General features: G+C 68.1%; 25 protein-coding genes and 4 pseudogenes. 16 read left to right on the top strand and 13 right to left on the bottom strand.

The annotated features are described in order from the left end of the window. Positions 1 to 279: 279 nt before the first annotated feature. Positions 280 to 825: pseudogene (locus ACQEXA_RS53580) on the bottom strand (transposase); the annotation flags it as partial. Positions 826 to 881: 56 nt separating this feature from the next. On the opposite strand from ACQEXA_RS53580, the gene ACQEXA_RS53575 reads away from it, so the two are divergent. The 3 genes from ACQEXA_RS53575 to ACQEXA_RS53565 all read left to right on the top strand — a co-directional run bounded on the left by ACQEXA_RS53575 (position 882) and on the right by ACQEXA_RS53565 (position 2,025). Beyond that, complete coding sequence (locus tag ACQEXA_RS53575) at positions 882 to 1,097, top strand: hypothetical protein (RefSeq protein WP_432921675.1); 216 nt, start codon at positions 882 to 884, stop codon at positions 1,095 to 1,097. A 276-nt stretch (positions 1,098 to 1,373) separates the two neighbouring features. Further along, entirely contained in the window at positions 1,374 to 1,499 is a 126-nt protein-coding gene (locus ACQEXA_RS53570) for a hypothetical protein (protein ID WP_432921678.1), read from the top strand. 346 nt (positions 1,500 to 1,845) lie between these two features. After that, complete coding sequence (locus tag ACQEXA_RS53565) at positions 1,846 to 2,025, top strand: hypothetical protein (protein ID WP_432921681.1); 180 nt, start codon at positions 1,846 to 1,848, stop codon at positions 2,023 to 2,025. A 3-nt stretch (positions 2,026 to 2,028) separates the two neighbouring features. On the opposite strand, the gene ACQEXA_RS53560 is transcribed toward ACQEXA_RS53565, so the two are convergent. After that, positions 2,029 to 2,508, bottom strand: coding sequence for a DUF6083 domain-containing protein (locus tag ACQEXA_RS53560; RefSeq protein ID WP_432921684.1), 480 nt, complete (start codon positions 2,506 to 2,508; stop codon positions 2,029 to 2,031). On the opposite strand from ACQEXA_RS53560, the gene ACQEXA_RS53555 reads away from it, so the two are divergent. Continuing rightward, positions 2,440 to 3,474, top strand: a complete 1,035-nt coding sequence (locus ACQEXA_RS53555) for an IS630 family transposase (protein WP_433133716.1) — start codon at positions 2,440 to 2,442, stop codon at positions 3,472 to 3,474. The genes ACQEXA_RS53560 and ACQEXA_RS53555 overlap by 69 nt on opposite strands. A gap of 22 nt (positions 3,475 to 3,496) precedes the next feature. On the opposite strand, the gene ACQEXA_RS53550 is transcribed toward ACQEXA_RS53555, so the two are convergent. Further along, positions 3,497 to 4,399, bottom strand: a complete 903-nt coding sequence (locus tag ACQEXA_RS53550) for an IS5 family transposase (protein ID WP_433128283.1) — start codon at positions 4,397 to 4,399, stop codon at positions 3,497 to 3,499. Positions 4,400 to 4,694: 295 nt separating this feature from the next. On the opposite strand from ACQEXA_RS53550, the gene ACQEXA_RS53545 reads away from it, so the two are divergent. Continuing rightward, on the top strand, positions 4,695 to 6,341 hold the full coding sequence (locus ACQEXA_RS53545; protein WP_433133714.1) for an alpha/beta hydrolase: 1,647 nt from the start codon (positions 4,695 to 4,697) through the stop codon (positions 6,339 to 6,341). Between the two features lie 1,071 nt (positions 6,342 to 7,412). Here ACQEXA_RS53545 and ACQEXA_RS53540 read toward each other — a convergent pair. From ACQEXA_RS53540 to ACQEXA_RS53525, 4 genes are read right to left on the bottom strand one after another with little or no spacing between them, the layout of a single operon-like run. Beyond that, positions 7,413 to 8,072 (bottom strand): response regulator, encoded by a 660-nt coding sequence (locus tag ACQEXA_RS53540; RefSeq protein ID WP_432921692.1) that lies wholly within the window; start codon positions 8,070 to 8,072, stop codon positions 7,413 to 7,415. Continuing rightward, on the bottom strand, positions 8,044 to 9,183 hold the full coding sequence (locus ACQEXA_RS53535; RefSeq protein ID WP_433134804.1) for a sensor histidine kinase: 1,140 nt from the start codon (positions 9,181 to 9,183) through the stop codon (positions 8,044 to 8,046). The genes ACQEXA_RS53540 and ACQEXA_RS53535 overlap by 29 nt, the downstream gene beginning before the upstream one ends. Before the next feature lie 44 nt (positions 9,184 to 9,227). Continuing rightward, positions 9,228 to 10,175: an ABC transporter permease gene (locus ACQEXA_RS53530; RefSeq protein WP_432921698.1), complete on the bottom strand. Its 948-nt coding sequence runs from the start codon at positions 10,173 to 10,175 to the stop codon at positions 9,228 to 9,230. Further along, positions 10,153 to 11,082 (bottom strand): ABC transporter ATP-binding protein, encoded by a 930-nt coding sequence (locus ACQEXA_RS53525; protein WP_432921701.1) that lies wholly within the window; start codon positions 11,080 to 11,082, stop codon positions 10,153 to 10,155. The genes ACQEXA_RS53530 and ACQEXA_RS53525 overlap by 23 nt, the downstream gene beginning before the upstream one ends. A gap of 113 nt (positions 11,083 to 11,195) precedes the next feature. Here ACQEXA_RS53525 and ACQEXA_RS53520 point away from each other — a divergent pair, with 113 nt between their 5' ends. Then, positions 11,196 to 11,702, top strand: coding sequence for a hypothetical protein (locus ACQEXA_RS53520; protein WP_432921704.1), 507 nt, complete (start codon positions 11,196 to 11,198; stop codon positions 11,700 to 11,702). A 220-nt stretch (positions 11,703 to 11,922) separates the two neighbouring features. Here ACQEXA_RS53520 and ACQEXA_RS53515 read toward each other — a convergent pair whose 3' ends face one another. Then, positions 11,923 to 12,345 carry a DUF2690 domain-containing protein gene (locus ACQEXA_RS53515; protein WP_432921707.1) on the bottom strand — a complete coding sequence of 141 codons (423 nt, stop codon included), beginning with the start codon at positions 12,343 to 12,345 and terminating at the stop codon, positions 11,923 to 11,925. A gap of 593 nt (positions 12,346 to 12,938) precedes the next feature. Then, a pseudogene (locus tag ACQEXA_RS53510) lies at positions 12,939 to 13,148 on the bottom strand (NF041680 family putative transposase); the annotation flags it as partial. A gap of 257 nt (positions 13,149 to 13,405) precedes the next feature. On the opposite strand from ACQEXA_RS53510, the gene ACQEXA_RS53505 reads away from it, so the two are divergent. Further along, positions 13,406 to 16,744, top strand: a complete 3,339-nt coding sequence (locus ACQEXA_RS53505) for a tetratricopeptide repeat protein (RefSeq protein WP_433133712.1) — start codon at positions 13,406 to 13,408, stop codon at positions 16,742 to 16,744. A 3-nt stretch (positions 16,745 to 16,747) separates the two neighbouring features. Here the strand turns inward: ACQEXA_RS53505 and ACQEXA_RS53500 are convergent, their stop codons facing one another. Further along, positions 16,748 to 17,176: a hypothetical protein gene (locus tag ACQEXA_RS53500; protein WP_432921713.1), complete on the bottom strand. Its 429-nt coding sequence runs from the start codon at positions 17,174 to 17,176 to the stop codon at positions 16,748 to 16,750. A gap of 44 nt (positions 17,177 to 17,220) precedes the next feature. On the opposite strand from ACQEXA_RS53500, the gene ACQEXA_RS53495 reads away from it, so the two are divergent. Both ACQEXA_RS53495 and ACQEXA_RS53490 read left to right on the top strand, forming a co-directional pair. After that, positions 17,221 to 17,901, top strand: a complete 681-nt coding sequence (locus ACQEXA_RS53495; RefSeq protein ID WP_432921716.1) for an HAD family hydrolase — start codon at positions 17,221 to 17,223, stop codon at positions 17,899 to 17,901. 214 nt (positions 17,902 to 18,115) lie between these two features. Next, on the top strand, positions 18,116 to 18,613 hold the full coding sequence (locus tag ACQEXA_RS53490; protein ID WP_432921719.1) for a hypothetical protein: 498 nt from the start codon (positions 18,116 to 18,118) through the stop codon (positions 18,611 to 18,613). Here the strand turns inward: ACQEXA_RS53490 and ACQEXA_RS53485 are convergent. Further along, positions 18,539 to 18,992, bottom strand: a pseudogene (locus tag ACQEXA_RS53485) (heavy metal translocating P-type ATPase); the annotation flags it as partial. The gene ACQEXA_RS53490 and the pseudogene ACQEXA_RS53485 sit on opposite strands and share 75 nt — an antisense overlap. A 463-nt stretch (positions 18,993 to 19,455) precedes the next feature. Between ACQEXA_RS53485 and ACQEXA_RS53480 the strand changes: the two are divergent. From ACQEXA_RS53480 to ACQEXA_RS53465, 4 genes are all read left to right on the top strand, one after another. Then, positions 19,456 to 19,755, top strand: coding sequence for an ArsR/SmtB family transcription factor (locus tag ACQEXA_RS53480; protein ID WP_433133710.1), 300 nt, complete (start codon positions 19,456 to 19,458; stop codon positions 19,753 to 19,755). Next, positions 19,748 to 20,209 carry an SRPBCC family protein gene (locus ACQEXA_RS53475; RefSeq protein ID WP_433133708.1) on the top strand — a complete coding sequence of 154 codons (462 nt, stop codon included), beginning with the start codon at positions 19,748 to 19,750 and terminating at the stop codon, positions 20,207 to 20,209. The genes ACQEXA_RS53480 and ACQEXA_RS53475 overlap by 8 nt, the downstream gene beginning before the upstream one ends. A gap of 140 nt (positions 20,210 to 20,349) precedes the next feature. Then, entirely contained in the window at positions 20,350 to 20,541 is a 192-nt protein-coding gene (locus ACQEXA_RS53470) for a hypothetical protein (RefSeq protein ID WP_432921727.1), read from the top strand. A gap of 309 nt (positions 20,542 to 20,850) precedes the next feature. Next, positions 20,851 to 21,714 (top strand): PPK2 family polyphosphate kinase, encoded by an 864-nt coding sequence (locus tag ACQEXA_RS53465; protein WP_433133706.1) that lies wholly within the window; start codon positions 20,851 to 20,853, stop codon positions 21,712 to 21,714. Between the two features lie 559 nt (positions 21,715 to 22,273). On the opposite strand, the gene ACQEXA_RS53460 is transcribed toward ACQEXA_RS53465, so the two are convergent. Beyond that, positions 22,274 to 22,834 (bottom strand): hemerythrin domain-containing protein, encoded by a 561-nt coding sequence (locus tag ACQEXA_RS53460; protein ID WP_432921733.1) that lies wholly within the window; start codon positions 22,832 to 22,834, stop codon positions 22,274 to 22,276. A 422-nt stretch (positions 22,835 to 23,256) separates the two neighbouring features. Next, positions 23,257 to 23,757: pseudogene (locus ACQEXA_RS53455) on the bottom strand (PP2C family protein-serine/threonine phosphatase); the annotation flags it as partial. Positions 23,758 to 23,783: 26 nt separating this feature from the next. Between ACQEXA_RS53455 and ACQEXA_RS53450 the strand changes: the two are divergent. The 3 genes from ACQEXA_RS53450 (at position 23,784) to ACQEXA_RS53440 (ending at position 26,423) form a co-directional block, all read left to right on the top strand. Beyond that, positions 23,784 to 24,077, top strand: coding sequence for a hypothetical protein (locus ACQEXA_RS53450; protein WP_432921736.1), 294 nt, complete (start codon positions 23,784 to 23,786; stop codon positions 24,075 to 24,077). Between the two features lie 688 nt (positions 24,078 to 24,765). Beyond that, complete coding sequence (locus ACQEXA_RS53445; RefSeq protein ID WP_432921738.1) at positions 24,766 to 25,083, top strand: hypothetical protein; 318 nt, start codon at positions 24,766 to 24,768, stop codon at positions 25,081 to 25,083. Between the two features lie 104 nt (positions 25,084 to 25,187). Continuing rightward, on the top strand, positions 25,188 to 26,423 hold the full coding sequence (locus ACQEXA_RS53440; protein ID WP_432937488.1) for an IS701 family transposase: 1,236 nt from the start codon (positions 25,188 to 25,190) through the stop codon (positions 26,421 to 26,423). The last annotated feature ends 122 nt before the right edge of the window (positions 26,424 to 26,545 follow it).

The following is a 26,545-nucleotide window of genomic DNA, read 5'->3' as shown; positions in this document are numbered from 1 at the left end:
GCCCGACTGCTGTGGGTGATGGCACCCCAGCCCACCCCGGCCGAGCGGATCCGCCACGGCCTGCACTGGTCCTGGTGGCGACGCTGCCACCAGGCCGTCGCCCGCGCCTGTCACAGGCGGCGCAACCATGCCCGCGAAGCCGAACACCCCACGGCACGGCCGCCACCCACCGGTCCTCAAACTACAGCGGGGCCGCTGATCTCCACCTGAAGGGTCTGAGATGAGTTCACCGGTTTCGGGGTCGGGCACCGCGGTCGGGTAGCTGATCTGCTGCCATTCCTCGTCGGGGATGCTGAGGACTGCCCGTTTGATGGAGGGGTTCATGCCGGTGGTGATCGAGAAGTGAGCCCCACTGCGGCGGCAGGCGGCGATGACACCGGCGTTGTAGAACTGGGAGTCGGCGCGCAGGATACGGGTGCCGGTGCAGCCGGCCTCAACGGCGGTGGCCAGGGCCTCGCTGACGAATTTGGGGGCGCCGCGGGCGTCGGCTGCCCTGCCGCGGCGCATGCGGACTTGGGCGATCACCGGTCTCGACTGCGGGGTGCAGATCGTGGCGAGCAGTGGGTGCAGGGTGCGGATGCCTTTGAACCGGCCGTACTCGGCGCCCTGCTTGGTACGTCCGTAGACGCGTTTGTGGGTGGAGTCGATGTCGATGAACGCCATTGCGTCGGCGCTGGGCAGCAGCGGGGTGTGCGCGGCCAGTGCGCCAAGGAACCGGCGGTGCACGGCGTGGAGTTGGAGAGCATGGCCGTGGGTGAAGGCGCGCAGGAACGTGCCCAGCGTGGACGGGGGCACGGATGCCGCCGAACGCGGCCGGCATAGCACCGTGGCGCAGAACGTTCAGGTCGTCGATGCTGTCCGCGCCTGCGGCCATGCCGCCCATGATGCTGGCGACCTTGGCGTCCGCCGACGCGCTCGCGCCGTTCTTCGTCCGGGTCAGTCTCACCATGTCGGCCACCATGCGGGAAAGCCCGCACCGCTCGGCCAGCCGCATCACCGGGACCAGCCCGGCACACGCGATCAGATTCGGTTCATCGAACGCAGCGGAGACCGCCGCCGGGGTATGGGAAACTTGCATCTCGGAAGTGCCTTGTTGATTGTGCGTGCTGGAAGCCTGAAGAACTCCCATCATCGCAGGTCACAAGGCACTTCCTCGTTTCAAGCGGAGTTATCCACAGACATCAAACCGGTGGATCAAGGCTAAGCGCTTGGCCGCAGGTTCGAGTCCAGCGGTCGTACCCCTCTCCGTCTCTCCGTCGAGCGGACGCTGCGCGACGAAGGCTCGCATGCGTCGCCGTGCACCCAGTCGCGACATGAAGCCCGAGGCGTCTGTCGAGTACAACAGCGTTAACCTCCTAGCCGCGGTGGTTAGCGTGGTGGGCACCAACGGCACAGCGCGTGCTCATCTGGCCGTGGTCGACGATCAACTCGACACCGCCGCCGACCAGGTCTGCGAGGTTGTCCGGCAACTGGGCACCCCGTCACCGCCATACGTATGAAAGCCGCTCCCTCTGGTGTCCGAGAAATGTTGTTGGTGCAAGTCAGCCCACCACTCCGACAACAACGCGTTGTGAGCGAGCCCCAGAGGGATCCCCACTTGCCGAGTATCGGACAACGCTTGATCATTTACGACCGAAACGACGCTTGCCGCCACCGCTCGGTACGCGACGGTCAGGGCCCTCACCGTCGCCAAATCTGATCACGATCAGGTGACTTTCAGGGGTCGAGACAACCTCACATCCTCTTCACCAGTCACACACGTGCCAGACACAGCACCACCCCTCTCACCTTGACGGCGGGCCCTGGCCAAGTCGCAAGGGGCGCACGATCTCCCGGGGGAACAAGATGCCTGACACCCGCAACGACCTGATCGCCGCCGCGCTGCTACGCCTGCGTGCCTGCGGAGGCACCGGCAGCACCGACAAGCCAGCCGCGAAACAGCGAGCCGCAATCAGCATCCAGCCCTCGGTTACTGGTGGGCACCTGGAAGTCGATTCCCGCCAGCTGCATGTCAACCCCAAGTGACCGTTACCCCGCATCTGGCCATTCCTCCGGAAGCTCTGGCGGCTCCGGGTCAGCCTGCAACTGCCGCTCCGCTCGCCGCCCGTTCTCCGCTCGCAGCATCGTCAACCACGGCCAAAGATCCGGTAGCCGTTGTGCCGAGCAGGCCAGCCGGTGCTCGATACGGCAACGTTGAAACGGATCTGGCGGACACACGCCGTAGACGGTGACCCGACCGTCGGAGAGCTCGATCCACCGATACTCCGCCGGCACCGCACGGTCGAGACCGGCTCGACTAAGCGGATGACCTGAAGTTCTGCGCGGAATCTGGAGCGGCAGCGGCGGCCTGGCGCGATGGCCTCGATGACGAGAAGACCTCGCCGGGTGTTGTATCGAGGTTGACCAAACTACGACAAAACCGGCGAGGTCAAGGCCAGTATGCGTCCGGCATCCGTGTTCGCCAACCGCCCCGGTCCGGCGTACCAGCACCTGTATCACCTGCTGCATCACCGGTGGCGAGAGGCCTCCCGCGCGGTGATCGTGCTGCTGTCCGCGGCCGGCATGACCGCAGGAGAGATCGGCGAGCTGCTCGGCTACCACCCGGCCACGGTGCGCCGCTGGATCCATCGCTACAACACCGCCGGCCTGGCGGGCCTGGCCGATCGCCCCCGCGCGGGGCGGCCCCGGCTCGGCGGGCCGAGGCTGGGCGAGCGCATCCGCCGCCTGCTGACCCGCCCCGGGCCGTGGACCATCCGCCGGATCTGGCGCCGCCTGGGCCGGCCGAAGATGAGCCTGCGCACCGTGTACCGGCACACTCGCGAACAGGCGGCCTGGCGGCGGCCCCGCCTGGTGGCCAGGGGTGACCCCGAGCGCAGGCGCACCCTCGCCGCCCTGCGCCGCCAACTCGCCGCCCTGCCCCACGGGTCGGTGGTCTGGGCCGAGGACGAGACCCACCTGCACCTACTGCCGCACGTGCGGGCGAGCTGGATCCTGCGCGGGACGCGGCAGCAGGTGGCCACCCCAGGCAAGAACCGGCAGGCCACCGTCTTCGGGGCCCTGGAAGTGGCCACCGGCGCCTGGGTCTACACCCTGGGCCGCCGCAATGCCGCCGCCTTCGTCGCCTTCCTCCAGCTACTGCTGGCCGCCTACCCCGCCGCCCCGGTCGTCGCGGTGGTCTGCGACAACGACAGCATTCATCACGCGAAGGCGGTGACCGCCTACCTGGCCGACCAGCCCCGCCTGCGCCTGCTGTTCGGCGCCCGCTACAGCCCGCACGACAACCCGGTCGAGCGCATCTGGGCCGCGCTGAAGGCCCACAGTGCCAACACCGCCGTCACCTGGCCGGGCCGCCTGCGCCAGGTCCACGCCTTCTTCCGGCAGCGCTCACCCACCCAGATGCTGACCACCGCCGCACCCTGGGCCTCGCCCTGGCTGCCGAAGAGTTACGCGCAGAACTTCAGGCAAGCCGCTTAGAGCCTGTCGGGTGGCTGGTTGATTACGCTGCGATGAGGTCTTCGACGGTCTTGGTTCGGGCGGTCTTGCGGTGGGATTCGTGGCTCCACCGCGTTGGCTGCCCGGCGAGCCGGACGAGCATCAGGCGGATCATCGCCACCTTGATCATGGCCTCGGAGGTCGCGGTCAGCCGTTCGTAATCGCGGGCCAGTCGGCGGTTGCGGACCAGCCAGCCGAAACTTCGCTCCACCACCCAGCGGCGGGGCAGGACCTTGAAACCCTTGACGTCGTCGGTCCGCTTCACGATCTGGACGACGATGTCCAGCGCGTTGCGAGCCCATGAAAGCAGCGTGGAATCAACAGAGTTGGCGTATCCGCCGTCGGCCCACACCAGACTGACTGTGCGGAAGCCGGCGGCGAGCCGGGCCAGGACGGTGCGGCCTCCTGCGCGGTCCTGCACGGACGCGGAGGTGACGGTGACGACCAGCAGCAGGCCCATCGTGTCGACGATCAGATGTCTCTTCCGCCCCGTCGTTCGTTTGCCCGCGTCGAATCCACGCGCCTCGCCGCCCTCGCTGGTTTTGACCGACTGGGCGTCGATCACGGCGGCTGACGGCTCGGGATCGCGTCCGGCCCCGATCCGGACCTGACGGCGCAGCTCGTCGTGGACGCGGTCCCAGGTGCCGTCCCGGCGCCACTTGGTGAACCAGCGGTGGGCCGCGTCCCAGGGCATCAGGTCGCGCGGGAGCATCCGCCACTGGCAGCCCGAGCGCAGCACGTAGAAGATTGAGTCGAGCACCAGCCGATCCGGGTACTTGCGCACCCCGCCGCCTTTCCGCAGGTCACGCATGGGAAGGAGCGGCTGGATGATCTCCCACATCTCATCGGTCAGGCTGGACGGATAGCATGGGCCGCTGACGGCCTCGGAGTTGTCGCACTGGCACACACCACGTGATCATTCCGGGGCCGTCGCCATGCCCAGAGGGCAGATCGCGGCCGTCACGCTTCGCGCATGATCAGCCACCCGACAGGCTCTTAGACCACGCCTTCGTCGCCCGTTCGCCCTTCAGTATCTGCCCCTTCCGACACAGAAAGCAATAGTGCAATCACGGAGCGCGTTCATTTCGCTCCGAGAGGGACCAGGGTCGTACTCGACGGGGCGCCCGGAACCAGATCCGAGATCACCCGACCCCGTCGTCCGACGCCCTGGATGCAATCGGCGTAAACAGAAGGACGTGGCGATGAACCCTGTCCGGCAATCCGGCCGAATACCGGCACGCGCTCTGCACGGCACCGTCGCGGTGCTGACCACGTGCGGTTTGCTGCTCACCGCCTGTGCGACCATCGGTCCGGAACAGACAAGCGCGCGGCTGAGCCCGGGCCACGCTCCCCAGGGAGCGGTCGGCACGGCTTCCGCATCCCCGGTGCCGCCGGGGCTGCAGCGCTACTACGGGCAGGAACTGCACTGGAAGACCTGCCCCGGTGCTCCCGCGTTCCAGTGCACGACCGTGAAAGCACCGCTGGACTACGCCCACCCGGACGCGGGCGACATCAACCTCGCAGCCGCCCGCAAGAAGGCCACCGGGACCGGCGCCACGAGGATCGGTTCGCTCCTGTTCAACTTCGGCGGCCCCGGTGCATCGGCCATCGATGGCCTCACCGCCGCCCCCGATGCGTACGCCTCCCTGAACGCGACCTACGACCTGGTCGCCCTCGACCCCCGCGGTGTCGGCCACAGCACCCTGGTCGACTGCGGCACCGACACGTCCACGGCCGCCACGGACTCGGGCGCGAGTACCACGTCGACGGACCAGGAAATCCAGGCACAAGCCGCGGCGTGGGCGGAGGTCGGCGCGGCATGCGCCCGTCACGCCGGGCGGCTGTTGCCCCATGTCGGCACCCTGGAGGCGGCTCGGGACATGGACCTGATGCGCACCCTCCTCGGTGACGAACAGCTGCACTACATCGGCTGGTCCTACGGCACCTATCTCGGCGCGAGCTACGCCGAACTGTTCCCCTCCCGCGTGGGCCGCATGGTGCTCGACGGAGCGGTCGACCCCTCCCTCGACGCCGCCAGTCAGAGCCTGAACGAGGCGCGGGGCTATCAGGTCGCCTGGGAGGCGTTCGCGGCCGACTGCGCCGCCCGTGACGACTGCCCGGTGGGGCACTCCGTCAAGGAGGCCAGCCGCACCCTTGACTCCCTGGTCGCCTGGTTGGATCGCTCCCCCCTGCAGCAAGGCAAGGTCATCACCATCGACGGGGAAACAGTGCTCCAAATGACCGGCATCCTGCTCAGGGCTCCCAGCTGGCCGGCGCTCCGCCAAATGCTCCGGGAGGTGCTGGCCGGTCACACCACCACGCTGCTGAAAGTCCTCGTCAGTGCACTTCCCGGCAACCCGGGGGACCAGTCGCTGACAGCGGTCGACTGCCTGAGCTCCACCCTCGGTCCCCGCTACACCGCCGGCCAGGCAAAGGCAGCTCTTGCCGAATTCGTCCGGGTGGCGCCTCAGTTCGGGAAATCCTGGGTCTCGTCTCTCACGTCGTGCACCTCATGGCCCGTCCCGTCCCAACAGACCGCGCATCCCATCACCGCGCCCGGTGCCGCACCCATTCTGGTTGTGGGCACCACGCGCGACCCCGCAACCCCGTACAACGAGGCACAAGCACTCGCCCGCCAACTCCAGTCCGGCCGGCTACTCACCTGGGATGGTGATGGTCACACCGCCTACGGACGAGGGAGCGCCTGCATCGACAACGCCGTCAACCACTACCTGCTCGACGGGCGCCTCCCAAGGGCCGGCATGATCTGTACTGACGCGCCCGACAACGCGAACAAACCTGTGGGCACGGCGCCCGAAGCCCCCACACCCGTCGGAATGCGCCGATGACGCTGCACAGGAGATAGAGAAACTGCACACGCCCCGGACAGCGAGCAACACGGGAGGGCGCGCAGTCCGGGCCGACTGCGAGTCGTCCCAGGTCAGCCGAGACCGACCAGCAATGACAGAAGCCCACGGCATCTGAGCTGGTCAGAGCCGTGGGCTTCTGGTGTCCTGCTAGTCGGCCGCACGGCTGATCAGCAGACCTGCTCCTGAGGGCCGTCCGCAGACCCCCCGACAGACATCGTGTCGAAGACGTGTCGAAGGTGACATGCAAGGCTCCACCAGGCCGTACGACTGCTCAGGTCAGCGACCAACTGCGGGCGAACAAGCTGTGCGCCTTCTAAACGCTCGGTCGCTCGAAACGTCCCGCAGTCGTGCCACATCGTGCGGTCAATCACGGTCAACGGCGGTTCGCCACAGTGGAGATGTGTGAGTGACCTGGGCTGCTGCTAGAGCTCGTATGACCTGGGCGCCAGGGCCACCCGTACCCCCGCCCTTACAAGACCCACCACTCACCCGAGCAGCCACACTCGGCCAGCACTCGCAAACGGCGCCCCGTCCATCTCGGAGCCTGAGCGCCCCCCGGAGGCATGCTCTTGTCCGCGGGCCGTCCGAACGCCCGCGCATCAGGCGAGTTGATCGGTCGGAGTGGATCTCGTTTCGTCCCGACGATAACCAGCATTGACACCGGTGATTCGCCGCTGCGTAAGCCTGCGAGGTGCACGGGTGCCCGGGTGCGGGTCCTCGGCCCGGCTCCCCCGACACTCGCCACCTGTACCAACCTGGCCTACTGGCGGAGGAAGGCAGGGAAGAGCGATGGCGCTGTCGGTTAGCGAACGCTCGGAAAGCAGCCCAGCCGCGCGAAGATTCTGTGAGAGGACGGGCCGGAGGCGTCGAGTGACTTACCCACACACACCCCTGCAGCGTCATCGAGCAGCTGATCGCTTGAAGCCATGACATGGACGATAGCCAGGGCCGCCGACACGCCGGGCTCAAGCCCGACCCGTTGGTCTACGAACGCAACAGAGGCCCACTCGGCATCCGCTACCGCTACCGCTACAAGTCATGCTGAATCGATCAGTACGGCACCTCTAGGAGGCCGTGCTGGTATGCGAACAGGACAGCGTGAACGCGATCGCGCAGGGCGAGTTTGTCGAGGGCGTGGTTGACGTGCGTTTTGACCGTGGTCTCGGCGATGAACAGGGTGCGGGCGATCTCCGCGTTGGTGCGGCCACGGACAAGCAGCCCGAAGACCTCGCGCTCGCGCGCGGTCAGCCGGTCGAGCACGGCGGGCTGTGGGACAGGCCGTTGCGGAGGGTTGGCAAACGCTCTGAGCAGGCGTTTGGTGATTATCGGTGACACAAGGGCCCCGCCGTCCGCTGCCGCGCGCACCCCCATGATCAGTTCCTCCGGGGGCGCGTGTTTGAGGAGGAAGCCGCTGGCCCCGGCCCGGAGTGCGTCGTACACATACTCGTCCAGGTCGTAGGTGGTGAGCATGACGACGCGGGCGTTGGTCGGCTCGCTGAGGATATGCCTGGTCGCCTCCAAGCCGTCCATGCGGGGCATCCGGATGTCCATGAGGACGACCTGCGGTCTCAGCTCCCGGGCCAGTGCCACGGCCTCTTTGCCGTCCGCTGCCTGGCCGGCCACGGAGAATTCGGGTTGGGCCTCGAGCAGGGAGGCGAGCGCGGTGCGGATCATCGCCTGGTCATCGGCGAGCAGGATGCTGACCGTCATCGGTGTACCTCGCTGCGGCCTGATCGGGATTGGGGAGGGCGGCAGTCACCGCGAAGCCGCCGTCCGGCGTGGGACCGGCGCCCACGTATCCACCGTAGAGGTCCACCCGCTCGCGGATACCGAGCAAACCGCGGCCGCCGTTCGGGTTCGCGGGGGCCTTGGTCCGTGGCGGCTCGTTGACGACGGAGAGTTCCAGCTGGCCGGTTTGGTATCCGAGCGCGATCCGCACCGGGGCGCCGGGTGCGTGGCGGGCCGCGTTACTCAGCGCCTCCTGGACGATGCGGTAGATCGAGAGCTCCAGTCCGGGGGTCAATGGCCGCGGGATGGATCCGCCGATCGTGAATTCGACTGGCGTCCCGCGGGCGCGTGCCCCGGCAACGAGTTCTTCCAGCTCGGCGAGCGATGGAGCGGGGCGGCGATCGGGTGCGTGAGAGTCATCCCGGCGCAGGGTGCCGAGTAGGTGGCCGAGTTCGGTCAGAGCCTCCCGTCCGAGCTGTTCCACTGCGGACAGTGCCGCGCCCTGGTCCGCCGATGGGGTAATGCGGGCGGCCGCGGCCTGCACGGTGATGGCGGAAAGCTGGTGAACCAGCACGTCGTGCAGTTCGCGTGCGATGCGGGCGCGCTCGGCCAGATGCGCGGCTTCGGCGGCGGATGCCGCCTCGTGCCGCCGGGCGGTTGCCGCGTCACCGATCAGGAATGCCGCCCCCAAGAGCCCCCAAAAGGCCCCGTTCATCCGGTGATCGTTGTCAAACAGCCCGATGCCCGCCGCCGCCGCAAGCGACAGCGCGCCCAGCGTCTGCGCAATGCGCCGGTGCGCACCGTGGGCGCCAACCCCGTACGCCGCAACCAGTACCGCCGCACCCGCGGCGACCTGATGCTGATGCAGCGCTCCGCGCAGCAGATAGGCGCCGATGGTGATCCCCCACAGCGTCAAGGGAATCCGACGCCGCCACAGGAACGGCACCGACTGGGCCAGGGCCAGCAGCAGGTAGCCGACGACCACCAACGTGTCCGCGGAGTGCCCCGGAGGCCGCCACCACCAGGGCACGTCGGGCAGCGACCACAGCACCAGAACAGCCGTGACCAAGTGGTCGGCCCTCCTCGGCGACATCCGCATGCTGCCAGCGTACGTGCGCACACCCGGGCCCATAGCGGTCATCCGAGGATGTCACTGCGGCGGAAGACGACTACGGCGCTCACCATGCACGCGGCTGCCAGCCCGGCCAGCGCAGCGCCTTCCACATCGATCACCAGGTGGGTCGGCGTGCTCCCCGAAGTATCGAAGAACCGCGACCAGAAGTTGTCCGGAACCGTGGTGATCGACTGCTGGCCGGCACCAAAGCCCATCCAGTTCTGCACCCACGTCGCAGGTGTCCATCGGCCCAGCCCCGGCAGCGAGGCAGTGGCCAGCAGCCCCAGGAACACTCCCGCACACGTGCCTAGAGCGCCGACCGCGCTGCGGGTGAGCACCGACGCCAGCAAGCCCACTGAGGTGATCACGGCCAGCACCAGCCCTGCGCGGCAGAACTGCCCGATCGAGTGGGTCAGGGAGGCGTGCGCTGTGGGAAGGCCATAGGCGTGCGCCGCGATCGGCCCGGCAACGGCCAAGACCACCCAGCCCGCGGCCATCACCGCGACGGAGGCCAGCCAGACGCTCGCCCACTTGGCTGCGAGCACCTGTCCGCGGTGACCGCACTGGGTGAGCAGGGACTTGAGAGTATGCCCCGACCACTCTGCGCCCACATGGCCGCCGACCAGCAGCGAGACCACCAGCACTCCGGGCAGCGAGGCCATCAGGCCGGCGGCCTCGGCGCCCGCACCGGACGGGCTGAGCCGCTCGGCGGCGTGCCGCGCACTGGCGAGCCTCGCCGGCTGCGCCTGCCGGTCCCGCAGCCGTTCGGTTCGCTGAGCCTCTGCACAGGAGACGTCTGCCGGCAGACGCATCGCCGCGCAACTGGGGATCGCGGCGGGCCGGACGTACTCTTCGGCGTTGCTCGCGCCGCCGACGGCGAGGAACAGGATGAACACGACGAAACCGAGTGCGCAGCACCACAGCAGGGGGCGATGGAGCTTGCAAAGTTCAGCGTGCAGCAGGCGCATCATCAAATTCCTTCGGTGACCGGCACTCGGAGGTCAGGTGCAGGAAGCGGCTCTCGAGCGTGGCGCGCTCGCGGCGTATCTCGCGTGCCCACAGGCCTGATCGGCCCAGGGCTTCGTTCACCGTCCGTGGGTCGGCCTGCTCGACCAAAAGCGCGTCCGGACCGCTCACGTGCGTCTGCCACCCCGTCAGGACCTCTTGGGCGTGCGGTAGCTCGTCGGGGCTCAGGGTGACCCGGACCACGGCGTGTTGGGCGGCGAGGTCGGCCACCGAGCCCTCCTCTACCAGTTGTCCAGCGTGCAGCACGGCGACCCGGTCACAGACCTGCTCGATCTCCGACAGTAGGTGGCTGGAGAGGAAAACGGTGGTCCCGGCGTCCGCGAGTTCGCCCAGCAAGGTCCGCATCTCCTGGATGCCGACCGGGTCCAGACCGTTGGTGGGTTCGTCCAGGATAAGCAGTGACGGCTGCCGCAGGAGTGCAGCGGCGAGACCGAGCCGCTGCCGCATGCCCTGTGAATACGCCCGCACCCGGCGACTGGCGTCGGACGCTAGGCCGACCCGGTCGAGGGCGACCAGAACAGCATCTCGTTGCCTGAGCGGTGGGCCGCTCAGCGCCAAAAGTTCCAGGTTTTGCCGGCCCGTCGCCCAGGGGTGAAAGCCCGGCTCCTCGATCATGGCCCCGATCTCGGCCAGGCCGACAGGGTCGGGCAGCGGCCGGCCGTGGATCCATGCTCGCCCGGACGTCGGACGCACCAGGCCCAGCAGCATCCGCATAGTCGTGGTCTTGCCAGATCCGTTGGGCCCCAGAAACCCGAATACCTGGCCGGGCTCCACCGTCAGATTCAGACCGTGCACCGCAAGCCTTGACCCGTACCGCTTGGTCAGACCCGCACAGCGAATTGCGTAATCCATGACGGACGACGCTAGGCTGCCGCGGCCGTCATGTCGTCAGCGCAGAGACGAGTTCGGCCTCGTCGATACGACGAGGCCAAGTCAGGCACCGGCACACTGAGGTGCCCTCTGCGATGGGACACACGCGGCAATGGATCTTGTACCGCGGTGCTCCGCACCGCCCACGGACCCTGACGACTTCGGCGGCGGCGGCCGACCATACCTGCAAGACCCACGAGGCGGTGCGCCTGGAACTGACGGCTGCGCTCCTGCGAGCGGACTTGCCGCCATCCAACACCCCACTACCCGACGTCAGTTGCGCCACCAAGGACGGCCACTTCCTCCACGAGGTTCTCGGCGCCAGCCGCTACGCCTACGCAGACCTGCGCTCGGGAGCCGTCCGCCTCCTGGAAATCAACCACACCCTCCCCACCCCCGCAGACCGCCTCCACCTGCTCCTGTGCCAACCACCCACCAAGGACTGGGCAGCCGACACCCACCGCGACATCTTCGGCATCCACGTGCTGCGACGCACCAAAGAAGGCTGGAACGGCCAGGACACGAAACCTCCCTCGGCACCGACCCGGCATGACCCCCGGCCGACGCCCGCGAGTCTCAACCTCGCCGCGGGCTGCACATGAAAGCAGGGCCTCTGGCTCAACTTGAGGTTGACGAAGAACAGCAAGGACACCGAAGGCCCGCACTCCCGGAGAGGCGTGCGATGACTGCACGGGGGCTCTTCCACGACGGTCACAGCGTTGAGGCCCTGTCCGGGAACAGGACAGGGCCTTCCGCGGCCACCGCCTTCCAGTGGTGGCCAGGAGGATGCACGCGCGGTGCAGCGCGAGATGCGCCCTGGGCTCAGAACCAGCCCGTCCAAGCGTCGGGACAGTCGCACAGGGTGGCATGGTACGCGCGCGCAGTCAGCGTTCCGTGGTCGTCGACCATCGGGGTCCACGTACTCGTGCCACTGACGTACGCGCTGTAAATGGTGCCTGTGGTGCTCTGCACCGACACGTAGTCACCGACGTAGGAGCTCAGCAGGCGGCCCCATGCGGCGCCGCAAGCAGGGCTGTAGCGAAGCTGTAGGACACGGCCGTCCGCCGCCGTCACCTGAGAGCCGGTGTAGGCGTCGGCGTAACAGCCCATGCCTTGCGGGTCCTTGCCGTTGCAGGTGGATGCGTAGCAACCCACCGACGCGTAGGCCGGGGTGGTTCCGGTCAGGGGAATGCTGAGTGCAATGGCTGCTGCGACGAGCAGCATGCCGATCTTCTTTCGGATCACGGGTTACCTCCTGCCTTGCCGCCCTGCGATACCGGGCAGCCCACTCGGTCCGTGCGCGCAGACTCTAGAGCACGTATTGTTGACGCGGACATGGTCGCGACAGACACAACTTCCTTTGGTGGCGGCAGAGTTGGTGTGTGCAATTGACATCGGTGGTGGGCGTCCTTCCCCAGTGGCTGATGTCGTTGCAACCTTGAGGGGCACTCCTCGAACGGGAGTCTCGATCGTGCGACTGTGGCGGGTGCCGCGCATGCAGCAGAGCCTCGTGATAGCTCGGAGGGTGTCGGCGCCAACCCGCGTTCCACGAGCTTCTGAAGCGCCTGTGTTTCGTCAAGCCGCGAAAGCGAACTGGATGGGCGTCAGGGGCACGCCGCGGCGCCACCAGGTCGCCGCCGCACCGTCAAAGCGGCCCGCTGTCGCCAGTTCCCAGACCGGTGCACATGCGTGGCAAGCCGGCGCGTACCTCCTGCAGTCTCTACGGCGGCAACCGCCGGTGCCGGGTACTGGCCGCAGGCCGCCGAGGCTCCACTCCGCGGCTCAGTTCTCGACGGGTCCGCCGGCGAGCGAGCCCCACGTCAGGGCCGGGCCCAGGCGCGGGGCGCGGGCGGCTCCAGCCAGCCGTAATTGACCGCGTCATACATCGCCCCGTGCCCGCGCCGGTGCTCGGCCGTCGGTGTCAGCTCGACCAGCGAGGCGACTGGCCCGTCCGCGCACAGGACCGCGTCGGTGAGCTCGAAGAGCGCATCCGCGTGGGCGTAGAGGCGTTCGTAGAAGTGGACACGAAAGTGGAACAGGATGCCCAGCGCGGCGTCAGCGGGCTGTTCAGGGGCGAGGCTCTCACCAGCGGCCGTTCCTTCACACGAGGATGGTCGACACCTCGAAGCGTGAAGAACGGCCGTCCTGCTGTCCCGTGAACGAACCAAGATCAGCAGGTCAGGGTGTACGGCCGAGGTCAAACACCAAGCTGAGGCTGTCCCTTGGCTTCTGTGACTTGCTGCGACAGGCCACAGGTGGCGATCTGTCATCTCGTTCGAACCACAGCGCCACACGGTGCAATGCGATGGCTGAACAGTACCGTTATTGTCGCGGCACATCGCGCCATCGACGCCGGGGGTTTCGCGTGAGTGAGTCGAGCCGTATGGGGTTGGTCGTCAGCGCACGGTGGCTCGCATATCCGTCCGACCAGTCGTACATGGTCGAGTCCGCCGACATCGTTGCGGATGCCTTGTACGACCCGGCCCTGGGCCAATGCGTACCGGCGATCGGCGGGTTGCGGGTTCTGCACGATCCGTCCAAGGAGTTACTGGAGCAAAGCATCCGTCAGGCCTTCGAGACGGCCTCCATCACGGAAAGCACCCTCGTGCTGTATTTCGTCGGTCACGGATACCCGGACGACGAGCGGTGCGAGTACCACTTCATCCCGTCCGACCACCCGGCCGACTACGACGCCGTGCCGGTGCACGCCTATCCGCTCGGCGAGCGCATCAGCGCGCTGAACCTACGGTTCCCTGGCACGGACGGCCTGATCCTGATGGTCGACACCTGTGAGTCCGGCAGGTTGTGGGAGCCGGAGCGGCGGGCCTGGACCTTGGCTATGCCCCGGGCTGTGATCGCCACCGCCACCGGCCGCGGGTCCGCCTGGAACGCCGACTTCACCCGGGTGGTGGGTGAGGGCGTCCAGGCGGGTATTCCCTCGGCTGGCTACCGCCTGAGCCCCGCGGACTTCAAACCGCTGCTGTCGGAGCTGACGCGGCAGCGGGCGCATCACTTCGATCACAGCAGAAGCGACGACGAAGGCCTGTGGATCAGCGTCAACCGCGCTTCCAGTGTCAGCCGCCTGACGGAAGTGGTGCGCCAAGTCACCGGCGGTCGCGGCCTGGAACGCATCAATCGCCGCTATCAGCGCCCGGAGGGCCACGAGCCTGTCGGAGAAGCTCTGCGAAAGCACCGGATGGTGGCGGTCCTGGGGCCGAGCGGCTGCGGCAAGAGCGCCACGCTGCAGATGACCGCGATCGACTCCCTCGATCTGGATCGAACCGGCCTGGATCCGGATCCCAGACAACCCAGGCAGGCCGTGGCGTTCTTTCCGATCGCCGGTGACACCGCCCCCGTCGGCTTCGCCCAGCAGATCGCCCGGCAGCTCGACATATCGTCAGGAGGCCTGTTCCAGGAGGCCGAGCAGGACTTTCTCGCGACGTTGTCCCCGGACGAGGAGAAACGTCTCCCGGCTGTCGAGCGGTGGCTGACCGGCCCGTTGCGGCACCTGCCTGCCGACTCCGACGTCCTGATCGTGATCGACGCCCTCGACCAGCTCCCCGATGCGGCAGGTTCCGAGATCCCTGACTGCATCGCCGAGTTGGACGACGCCACCCTGTACGGGCACGTCCGGGTGGTCGTGTCCGCACGCCACCGCCTCGGCTACCCAGCACCGGCTCTGCCATCGGGCTTCGAACGGATCAGGGTGCCGCCCGCCAGTGGCCGCCAAGTCCTCCGGTATCTCCAGCGGCGCGGACTCCACCCGGACCATGCCCCGGAAATCGTACGGATCGCCGATGGTAACTGGCTGATCATCACCCTGCTCTGCAACGAGCTGGACGGTCCCTCCGTCCGTGACGGAGGACTGCCGACTACCCGTACAGACCTCTACAACCGACTCCTGTCACGGGCCTGCGGCGGCGACGAGGCGCTGTGGGCCGGGCGGTTCGCCCCCGTCCTTGGGGTGCTGGCGTCTGCGGGCCACGACGTCGCCATGCCGCTGCCTTTGCTGCGGGCCGCCTGCGCCCTGCTGGACGGGCCGGCGACCGTCCCCGCCATACGTACCGTGGTGGTCGCTTTGCGCGATGTGGTGGAGCGCATGGACCCGGGAACCGACGGGGAGGAGCTCACACTGATCCACTCGACGCTCATTGAGCATCTGCGGGACGCGCTCAACCGCTTCCCCCTTCCCGACCCCGCCCGTACTCACTCGGCAATCGCCTCGGCCCTGGCTACCCTTGCGCCCATGGACCGGGACCGCGACAGGCCGAGGGACAGCGATCCGGTACGGGCGTACGCCGAGAGCATGGAGGCCGTTCACCGCTGGGAGGCCGGGGATCTGGACGGAGCGGTCGACGTGCTGATCCGCCGTCCAGCACTGCGGGCCATCGACAACAGGGACCGCTGGACGAAGTGGTCGCGCATGATCGCCGACCGACTCGGCCCCGTCTCGCTGCTCAGCCTCAGAGCGCGGCGCGAGCTGGCATCGTGGACCAGCCGCTGCGGCATGTTCGAACCGGCCACCCAGCTCTACGACCGACTGCTGCCGGACGTCACCGACGCACTGGGCGGGGACGACCCGCTCGCCCTGCGCGTGGAACTGGACGCGGCCTCCTTCCGCGGTGTGTCGGGCCATGCCATCGAGGCACGGGACCGGCTGGATCGGCTGGTATCGCGCATCGTGCTGATCGCCGGACCGCACAGCGAGGTCGCGCTCGAGGCCCGCCACGCGCTGGGGAACTGGATCGGCCTCGCGGGCGCCCCCCGCGAGGCGCGGCAAGGGCTACGCGATGTCCTGCGCGACTGCCGGGAGCACCTGGGCGAGGACCATCCCGAAACCCTTGCCGCCCGCAACAGCCTGGCCCGCTGGACCGGGGAATCCGGCCGCCCCGCGCAGGCCGTGGACGAGTTCCGGGCACTGCTGCCCCTCCAGGAACGCCAACTCGGCCCACTCCACAGGGAGACCCTGCGCACACGCAACAACATCGCCTACTGGAGCGGCGAAGCCGGCCGGCCCGAAGAGACCCTGACGCTCCTGCGCGAGCTGATCGACGACCAGACGGCGACGCTGGGCGAGTACCACCCAGACACCCTCCGCACCCGCCACGGTATCGGGCTGTGGACCGGCGTCAATGGAGACCCCGCCGAGGCGATAGGCATCTTGACCGGCGTGCTGGAGGACCGGGTCCGCATCCTGGGCCCAGGCCACCCCGACACCCTGCGCACGCAGAACAACCTCGGCCGGTGGACCAGTGTGCTAGGGCGCTACGACGAAGCGATCCGCATCCTCGAGGAAGTGAGGGAGCGTCGCACCAGGACACTCGGCGCGGCTCATCCGGACACGATGCGGACGGTCAACAACATCATCGATTCGACCGGCGCCTGCGGCGACCACGCCGGGGCCCTACGCCTCGCGGACGAACTACTCCCCCTTCAGGAGGACATCCTCGGTCCTGTCCACCAGGACACCCTCAGGACCCGCTTCAACCGTGCAAGGTGGCAGGCCGCCGAGGGAGACCGAAGCGGCGCGCTGGCCGCACTGCGCTCCTTGCTGGGTGACCAGCGGGACGCCCTCGGCCCAGCGCATCCCGACACCCGGCGCACCGCCGAAGAGATCGCCGCGCTGGACGATGCCTCCGGATGATCCTCAGGAGACACGCGAGGAGTCGGGGGCTTCCGGGTCTGCCGCCTGCAACGCCCTCAGGGCATGCGTCACATCGCCGGCCATGCCCTTGAGAACCACCTCGCGCGTCCCATCCGGGCCGGTCGTCCGCACCATGGCCTCCAGCGGAGCCGAGCCGTTCGGCAACGACCTCGATGTGCGGCGTGCATCGATCACACGGAGTGCGATGTCAAGGGCGGGTGCGGCGATCTCAAGGGCGGCCACCAGCAGTTCACCGCCCTGACGTCCCGGCACCGAAGGATCGGGAACACGCTTGACGGGCCCCCGCACGGCAGGCAGCGCCTCCAGCTCGGCGCGGATCTCGCGCACGGCCTGCCGGGCTGTCTCCGCGGCAGCGTCCGACACCACCGGGGAAAAGATCGCTACCTCGAGCACCACAGTGTCCACGTCCACAAGACCACAATAGTTGCCAACGGCCGCAAGAAAGAGAGAGTTTCATGGGTTTGGAGATCGGCCTTGTCATCTTCGACTGCGATGGCGTCCTGGTGGACAGCGAACGCCTCGCCGCACGCGTCGACTCGGCCATGATCACCCGGCTCGGCTGGACGCTGAGCCCGCAGGACGTCGCACGACGCTTCGTCGGCCACTCCAAACAGTACATGCGCGAACAGATCGAGCAGCATCTGGAAACTACACTGCCCGATGACTGGCAGACCCCGTTCGAGGAGGCGTACTGGGCGCTGGTCGACGCGGAACTCACTGCGGTCGAGGGCGTACGCGAGGTGATCGAGCGGCTCACCGTACCGTACTGCGTCGCCTCCAACGGCAGTCACGAGAAGATGCACCGCTCACTCAGCCACGCGGGCCTGCTGCCGCTCTTCGCCGGCCGGCTGTTCAGCGCCGACGATGTGGCCGCCCCCAAGCCCGCCCCCGATCTGCATCTTCATGCGGCCGCAGCGATGGGTGTCCCGCCGCAGGCATGCGTGGTGATCGAGGACAGCTACTCCGGAATCCGCGCGGCACGGGCAGCGGACATGCGGACCTTCGGCTTCACCGCAGGGGTGGCAGCCGCCGACCAACTAGCAGGACCCGGCACCGTCCTGTTCAACCAGATGAGCGAGCTGCCAACGCTGCTCGCCGACGCGGGAATGCCCCATCACAGCGCCAGGCTGCGGTAGCAGGCCCGCAAGGCAGCCGACCGGGTCGCCAGTGGTCGCCGAACCCAGGTGCGTTCACCCCCTGCGGCGCTCGGCCGCCGCTGGCGCAGGCAGTCGCGGAAGTGCTGGGGGCTGTGCAGGCGGCACCTCAGCCCCCATCATGACAACTGCTCAATGTGGGACGCCTCTTGGGCATCCGTGGCGCAACGGGCAAGCAGGGGGCGACATGACAGCAGTGCTGGCGAAGGCCAGGAGCATCGCGTGGATCGGGTTGACGGTCATCGGGCTGTTCCTGCTTATGGCGCCGATCATGGACATACTCTCCGACCGCTCCCACGGCCTGCCGACTGATCATGCGCCGGTCTTCACGAAGCTGGCCGGCGCCTCGTTCAACACCGTGAAGGGCTCCGCACCAGGAGCGGCGCACTACATCACCACCCTGGAATACGGCTATGCGCTGCACGAACTCACTTTCGCGCTGCTTTTCTTGGTCATTGTTCTCGTTCCCTTCCGTCGAGGGGAACGGTGGGCATGGTTCGCCTGCTGGTTCGTTTTGATCGCGGCGATCGGCTACACCGCCACCATCGCCGACCACGACAGCACGCTGCTCGCACGGAGCCTGATCGCCGACATCGCGGTACCCGTCCTGTTGCTGCTGTCAGCCCGTGCCTTCCTCGGCGCCGCCACTGAAGGGAAGCGGCAGGGCGCGGCGCCAGGCGGCGTCGGCCAGTAGGCGCAGGCCGTTGAGGCCCACAATCACGGTGGATCCCTCACGTCCGGCGACACCCAGCGGCTGCGGCAGGGTGCCTACGAGGTCCCAGATGACCAGGCCGGTGATGAACAACGAGGCGATGATCACGTTCTGCACCACCAGGCGCCGGGCCTGCCGGGACAGGCTGACCACGGTGGGGACGGCGGAGAGTTCGTCGCACACGATCACGGCATCGGCGGTCTCCAGCACGAGGTCGGATCCGGCACGGCCCATGGCGATGCCGGTGTGGACGACAGGGAGGGCAGGAGCATCGTCCACGCCGCCCCCCGACCACGAGTACCTTCCGCCCGGAGCTCTCCAGTCCCTTCACGGCGGTGACCTTGTCCTGCGGAGTGATGCCCCGCGGAATCTGGTGCGACTGTGGCGCGCCCCCACCCCACCTACTGTCCGGGCAGGGCGGTCGCTACTCGGCGAATGGCTCCGTGAGGCCCGCGGAGTGCGGATGCCAGCGCTATGCGGGCTTTGAAGAGGCGCTGCATCTCGCTGCAGGTCAGCGGGATTAGACCGTTCGGCGTGGGTTGACGGGCATGTTCCTGTACAGAGATGACGGCGCGGAAGGTGGTTGCGTCATCTCATGGGATCCGCTACAGACGCTACTCAGTCCAGATGATCTTGCCGTCGGAAGTCTAGCGATAGCCCCAGTCATGGGCGGGGCGGGTGTGATGAACAAGTCCCGCCCGCCTTCGTCAAATGCGCGGGCGTGGCCGCAAGCAGCACGGTGGCGATGGGCTTGCGCGGGCTGATTGCTTGACTCGCGACTCCGTAAGCCATAACTTACGTAAGTGGTGACTTACGAAGATGCCTTGTCAGCACTGGCCGACCCAACCCGCCGGGCCATCTTCGAGCGACTCGCCGATGGACCCAAAGCGGTGAGCCAGCTGGCAGAGGGCCTGCCGGTGAGTCGCCCTGCGGTCTCCCAGCACCTGAAGGTGCTCAAGGAGGCCGAGCTGGTAGTGGACCGAGCCGTCGGTACACAGCGCCTCTACCAACTCAACCCGGCCGGGCTGGACGCCCTGCGCGCCTGGCTGAATCGGTTCTGGGACCAGGCACTGGCCGCCTTCGCCGCGGCCGCCGAAAGCGAAGGAAAACAAGCAGATGACTGATGCATCCGTCCGTAAGAGCGTGACCGTCGAAGCGCCGATCGCGAAGGCATTCACCGTCTTCACTCAGGACTTCGACGGCTGGTGGCCGCGTAACCACAAGATCGGAGAAGGTGACCTGAAGCAGGCGGTACTCGAAGGCAAAGAAGGCGGCCGCTGGTACGAGATCGACACCGACGGCAGTGAGTGCGAGTGGGGCCGCGTGCTGGCCTGGGAGCCGCCCACGCGTCTGGTGTTGGCCTGGCAGATCGACGCCACCTGGAAGTTCGACCCGCAGTTGGTGACCGAGGTAGAGATCCGCTTCATCCCCGAGGGGCCCGGCCGTACCCGCGTGGAACTCGAACACCGTGACCTGGACCGCTTCGGCGAGGCCCAGGACCAGACCCGCGCCGCGTTCGACTCACCAGGAGGCTGGTCAGGGCTTTTGGAGTCGTTCGCCCAGCAGGCAACGGCATAGCCCGGGCTCACAACACCCGGGACGCCTGAACATCATTACAGAATCGAACCAGTGGCAAGCCGGGCAGAGCGTGCGACGAGGCCGGGTGGCGCCCGCATGTTCACAGTGCCCTGGACTTCTTGTCGTCCCAGTGTCTTCCGTTGCAGGACCCCGTGCGGCTCCAAGGCGAACTGCTGGCCGCCATCGAGGAGGCAGGGACCCTCACGTTCGGGGACCTGGTCGAGACGACGCGGCTCCCGGTGCTCGCCCGCGCGCACGCGACACATCTGCTCTGGCGCCGACAGCTGGCCACGGATCTGGGCACCACCATGAGGGATGGTTCGCCCGTCTGACTCGGTTCCTCACCACGCGGCACTCGTGACCGCCCGAGGCTGGGGGCTTCGCGATATCGCCATCGGCGCCTGCCTGCTTCTGAACGGGGTCGAGTGGTGGGTCGAGTCGATCGAGCCGCAGCTCGGCTGGCTCCGCCTGCTCGACGAGGCCGGACAGCAGGAAGAGCGGACGATCCGCTGGTTGACCCAGCACCCGGACGTCCGCACAGGCGCCATCGTCGCCCGCCGGAGCACCGGTGTCTGGACGGGTAGCGCGGTCCGTCGCCCCGGCGCACCATCGGGGGAACCGACGCGAGGAGGAGGTGTGCCATGGCGAGGAAGCGCGACGAGGAGGCGCTACGTGACCTGCTCCGCCTCCCCGTCGGCGAGCCGGTCGACCTGTCCGCGTACGACACCGGCGCGCCCCCCGGCGGCCCCGACAACAAGGCCGCCGGGCTCGCGGCCACCGCCCGGATGGGCAAGGAGCTGGCCGGCCTGCAGGAACGCCTGTGGGCGGCGGCGACCACCGGGGACCGCCGACGGATACTGCTGGTGCTGCAGGGCATGGACACCAGCGGCAAGGGCGGCACGGTCAAGCACGTCATCGGTCTGTTCAACCCGGCGGGCTGCTCCGTCCACGCCTTCAAGGCCCCCACCTTCGAGGAGCGGCAGCACGACTTCCTCTGGCGGGTAGCAAAGGCACTCCCGCGTCCCGGCGAGATAGGCATCTTCGACCGCTCACACTACGAGGACGTCCTGATCGCCAAGGTCCGCTCCCTGGCCCCGATCGGCGAGCTCGAGAGCCGCTACGACCGGATCAACGGATTCGAGACGTCCCTGACGGACGACGGGCTGACGATCATCAAGTGCTTCCTGCACATCTCGTACGACGAACAGCTGCGCCGACTGCTGAAACGCCTCGACACACCGCACAAGCGGTGGAAGTTCAACCCCGGCGACATCGACGAACGGGCCCCATGGCCGGCCTACCAGCGGGCGTACGAGACGGCCCTGACCCGCTGCGCGACCCTGGCCGCGCCCTGGTATTTGGTCCCGGCCGACCACAAGTGGTACCGCAACTGGGCCATCAGCAGGCTCCTACTGGAATACCTGCGCGAGCTGGACCCCCAGTACCCGGCGGCCGATTACGACGTGGAGGAATGCCGTGCTCTGCTGCTGGCGCAGGACGGCTGACTTGCGGAAGCGGTGGCAGCCGGGTGCGTACAGTGATGGACGGATTCAGCACTCGCGTACTACGGAGGCCTCGGAGCACCAACCGGAGCGGGCGCTTTGGACTGGCCGGTCGCCTTGGCCGTCGGCCGAGCCACCTGGCTGCTCCGCAGCGGGCGGGAGGAGGAAGCCGCCTACATCCAACAGTGGTAGGCACCCCACACGCAGGGAAGAGCGGCACCCGGCTGCAGGGGCAAGTAGCCGTGAATTCCGGTACGGCGGTGCATCCACCAATCAGCCGCAGCCGGGACGACTCAGAGTGGTAACACTCCATAGAGCAGGAACCTTCGATTGGCGTCCTCCGTACTGGTGGAGCGGACGCGCGCGGGGAGATCGCGTCTGCGACGACAGCGCCGCCAAGCGCGGACCACGGGATTCTGAGCGAGGTGCATGCAGGAGTCCCTCTGCGATGTCAGCGGCCTGTAGACCGCGGTCGGAGCGGATAGGGCGTGCTTCTCGTGCCTGTGCCAGCAACCGACGGGCCGCCGCTCGGGGAGGTGAGCGGCGACCCGAGCCGCTTAGGTCAGGACTTCCCACGGCCGGTGACGAAGTCGCGGACGCGGTCGACCAGACCGGCACCGGGTGCCAGGAGCTTGTTCCCGGGCGGCGTGTCCGGGGCGCCGGGGTGCGGGCGAGTCGGCGCAACCGCCTTGGCCCGGCGCACTTGGGCCCCGAGCTTGTCGAGCTGCTCTGGGGTGCAGACTTGCGTGAGGCTGGGGAACAGCTGCTGTTCCTCCTCCATCACGTGCTCGGTGACGTCGTTGATTAGCTTCTGGACGAGGACCTCGAACTCGGGATGGTCGACGTCGCGGCTCTCCAGGTCCTTCAGGACACGCTCCACCTCGGCGTGATCCTGGATTTCCTTGTCGGCCAGGGCATCGCCGCCGGGGAGGTGCTCACGCACCGCCGGATAGAGGTACATCTCCTCGGCGACGGAGTGTCGTACGAGCTCGATGGTGATTTCGTCCACGACGGTCCGGCGGTCCTTGTGGCCCACCGGCAGCGCGCGCAAGCGTCCGAAGTACTCCTCAACTTCGCGATGGTCCGTGGTGAGCTCGTCGATGACGTTGCCACCGTGCCCCATCACACACCTCTTTCGGGTCGCGTTCGGTCGTTGTCCCGTGCGGTTTCCCCCTCCCATGGCAGCCACGCACGTGTCATCCGGCCAACTGTCCGTGGAGAGCAGCAGCCAAGGCCGGTGTGGGACCCGACGCACACCCTCGGCTGGCGGGACCTGCCATCCGCCCAACGCTCGGGCATCAGACCGTGCGGCACCAGCGACACGGCCCGAGTGCAGGCATCAACATCAGCGCAGGCTCAAGCTGCGGCAGTCGCCGATCACTGCGACCGTTGGTCCAAAGGCTAATCGGAGGGGAGGCAAGGATGATCACTGCGCATCGGCCGGGGCCGGGGATCGGTCGAGGGTGGCCGATGCTGCCGTTGGCTGGGTGATGACGTGTGGCTGGGGCTGTGGTCCGGGTCAGGCATCGGCTCCGGCCTACGCGCGGCGCCCCCGTTGTGGGGGCCGTGCCAGTCCAGGCACAGCACGGTGGCGTCGTCGTGAAGGTGCCCGTTGCAGGCGTCGATGACCGTAGCGGTCAGGATGCGCACGACTTCGCGGGGATGCTCGGAGGCGGTGTCACGGATCAGGCCGGGCAGGTCCAGGGTCTCTACCTGGCGTTCTTGCATGCCGTCGGTGTAAAGGACCAGGCGGTCGCCCGCGCGCAGATCGAGGTCCTGGACGCGGTAGGTGCCTTGTGCGGGGACGCCGAAGGGCAGATTGATCTCCAGATGGACTTCGTCGACGGCGCCGCCGCGCAGGCGCAGCGGCCAGAGGTGGCCGACGTTTACGAGGTGTGCGCCGCTGCCGTCCAGGGCGATACGCAGCAACTGGCCGGTGGCGAAGGTGTTTCGGCCTTGGTCGAGCAGGGCCTGGCTGGCCTGCTCCGCCAGACCTGCCCCGGCGCGGCGGGCGCAGCGCGAGGCGTTGACCAGGAGGGTGGCCAAGCACCCCCGGTGGCAGGATCAGTGCCATGGGCACCGAGAGAGTCTGGGTGTACCGCGTGGAGGAGCCGCACGGCTCGCAGGGCTGGCACCCCTACGGCTCCCACTCCCACCGGTCGCGGGGAGTGGTCACCACCGACGCCCCGGGGCAGGACGCCAGGTACGTCGCCGCCCTCGTCGTCACGGACCTGCTCACCGAGTGGAAGGTGAACGGCATCGGCCAGCAGCACGTGCGCGTGATCGTGTGGGCGGACGAAGAAGGCGCCGGCCCCAGGGACGCGGCCTTCATGGTGGAGATCCAGCCCGGCGCCGACGGAGAGTGATCCACCGCGACCGGATTCGCGCACCGGCGGGATACCGGCCCGGGGGCGAGCGTAGATGGATCAAGGGATGCGTAGGGTGGACAGACGGTCACTGAGGGTGACGCCGCGAACTTTCCGGGTTTGGGGAGGAGAGGGGCGGAAAATGTTCGCAGAGGCCGGCCAGCCATGGGCTTTCGCCCGGCTCGCTGTCAGTGAAGTGTGCGACAGTCGGTCGGTGATACACATTGGACGCGGCCTCCTGGAAGGCCTGGATGAGGTGGATTGGGCCGAACTGGGCCACGCGTACGGAAGGGCGCAAGACGTCCCCGGACACCTCACCACGTTGTGTGGTCATGACGAGGCCGCCCGCGAGGGCGCCTTGATGTCCTTGTTCGGCAACATCTGTCATCAGGGCACCCGATATTCCGCGTCACCGCATGCAGTGCCTTTCCTGGCCCGTATCGCCCTGGCTGGCCCCCACCCGATCCGACACGGATCTCGGAAGACTCCGCTCTGATCCTTCTCAACCAGCAGGTCCGGATCCCGCCAGCGTCACTTCGCGTCGGGTCCTGTGCCCGGCACACGCACTGCGAATGCGCGGACTTCCCGCTTCCTTCCGAGTTTCCAGCGCAATCGTTTCCACCTCATACGCCCCAAGAGGCGCGCGACAATGAAAGGGCACATCGCATTCGACGGAAGGAGGAGTGTGATGGGCAAGGCAGCTGAGTACCCGCAACAGGAGACGCATGCGGGCAACGGCCACGGTATGCACCTGCACATGCGCACCCTGCATCCTTCGATGCCGATTCCTTATCTCAGCAAGGAGGAGATGACGAGCGCGGCCCGAGCGGCGACGGCACGGCTGCCCGGCACCCCGCCCGCCGAAGATCTGGCGTTTTACGGAGGACTTGGAGCGCTGGCGGTGGCGGGAGCTCTGGATTGGCCGGTCGCCCTCGCCGTCGGCGGCGCCACCTGGCTGCTGCGCAGCGGGCGGAGGCAGAAGCCCGAGGCAGGCGTCAGGCCATAGGCCTTATCCTGGGCCGCTGCAGAGCGCCGAGTCACGCAATGGGCTAGTAGGGCTTGGTTATCTTGGGGGAAGGAGGGCGTGTTGGCCTCGCGGAGGTGAGGGCCATGACTCCGCAGGAGCTCGTGGAGGCCCAGGACCGGTTGGCGGCGTTCGCGGCCGAGGTGTTCGCCCCGTTGGGACGGTCCGACCAGCGGCGGTGGGGCGAGCGGTATGTGCGCGGGCTGCTCGGTGCGGGCCGCCGCAAGTCGATGGAGCCGATGGCGGCCCGGCTGGGGGTGGACCGGCAGGGCCTGCAGCAGTTCCTGGCCGACGCCCCGTGGTCCCATCAGATGGTGCTGGCCGAGCTGGCCTGGCGCATGGAGCCGGTCATCCGCCCGGCCGCCTGGGTGATCGACGATGTGTCCTTTCCCAAGGACGGCCACGCCTCGCCCGGCGTGGCCGCGCAGTACTGCGGGGCGCTGGGCAAGACCGCCAACTGCCAGGTCGCCCCGAGCGTGCACCTGGTCACCGACGCGGCCTCCTGTCCGGTGAACTGGCGGCTGTTCCTGCCCGAGCAGTGGGACGTGACCGCCGCGCCCGCCGAGGACGCCGACCAGGTGGCCAAGCGCCGCCGCCGGGCCCACATCCCCGACGAGGTCTGGCATGTCGCCAAGTGGCAGCTGGCCGTCGACATGGTCGACGAGCTGCGGTGCTGGGGGCTGGACCCGCCGCTGATCGTGGCCGACGAGGGCTACGGTCAAGACGGTGCCTTCCGGCTGGCGTTGGAAGAGCGCGGCATCGACTACGTGGTCGGGGTGCGTTCGGACACCGCGGTGCTGCCCGAGACCGCCACGCGTACCGCTCCGGCCTGGTCGGGCACCGGCCGGCCCCCGGTGCCCCGCTACCGGCAGGCACCCACCTCGGTGCGCACGCTGGTGCAGGACGCCGGGCACGGCGCCCTGCACCGGGTGACCTGGCGGCAGGGCTCCAAGGGCCCGTTGCGCTCGCGGTTCGCCGCACTGCGGGTGCGCCCCGCCGGAGTGCGGCTGCGCCGGGCGCACCCCGGCGAGGACCTGCCGGTGTGCTGGCTGCTGGCCGAGTGGCCCGCCGGCGAGAAGGAGCCGACCAAGTACTGGCTCTCCACGCTGCCCGCGGACACCCCCCTGCGGCACCTGGTGCGCTCGGCGAAGCTCCGCTGGCGGGTCGAGCACGACTACCGCGAGCTGAAGACCGCCTTGGGGCTGGGTCACTTCGAGGGCCGCACCTGGAACGGCTTCCACCGGCACCTCACCCTGGCCTCGGTCGCCCAGGCGTTTTGCACCCTGGAGCGACTGTCCCCGAAAGCGGCGGCCACGGCCTGACGACCTACCAGGTCGTGGCCGGACTGCAGGTCCTGCTGGCCTGCTGGGCCGGGCGCTGCCCGCTGTGCCGGACGCCGCTGCCCCCACCCAGACACACCAAGCCCATCCCAACCTAACCAAGC

This window comes from Streptomyces sp. CA-106110, from assembly GCF_050936285.1.
Taxonomy (GTDB): Bacteria; Actinomycetota; Actinomycetes; order Streptomycetales; family Streptomycetaceae; genus Streptomyces.
This window is presented reverse-complemented; position numbering and strand designations above follow the sequence as displayed.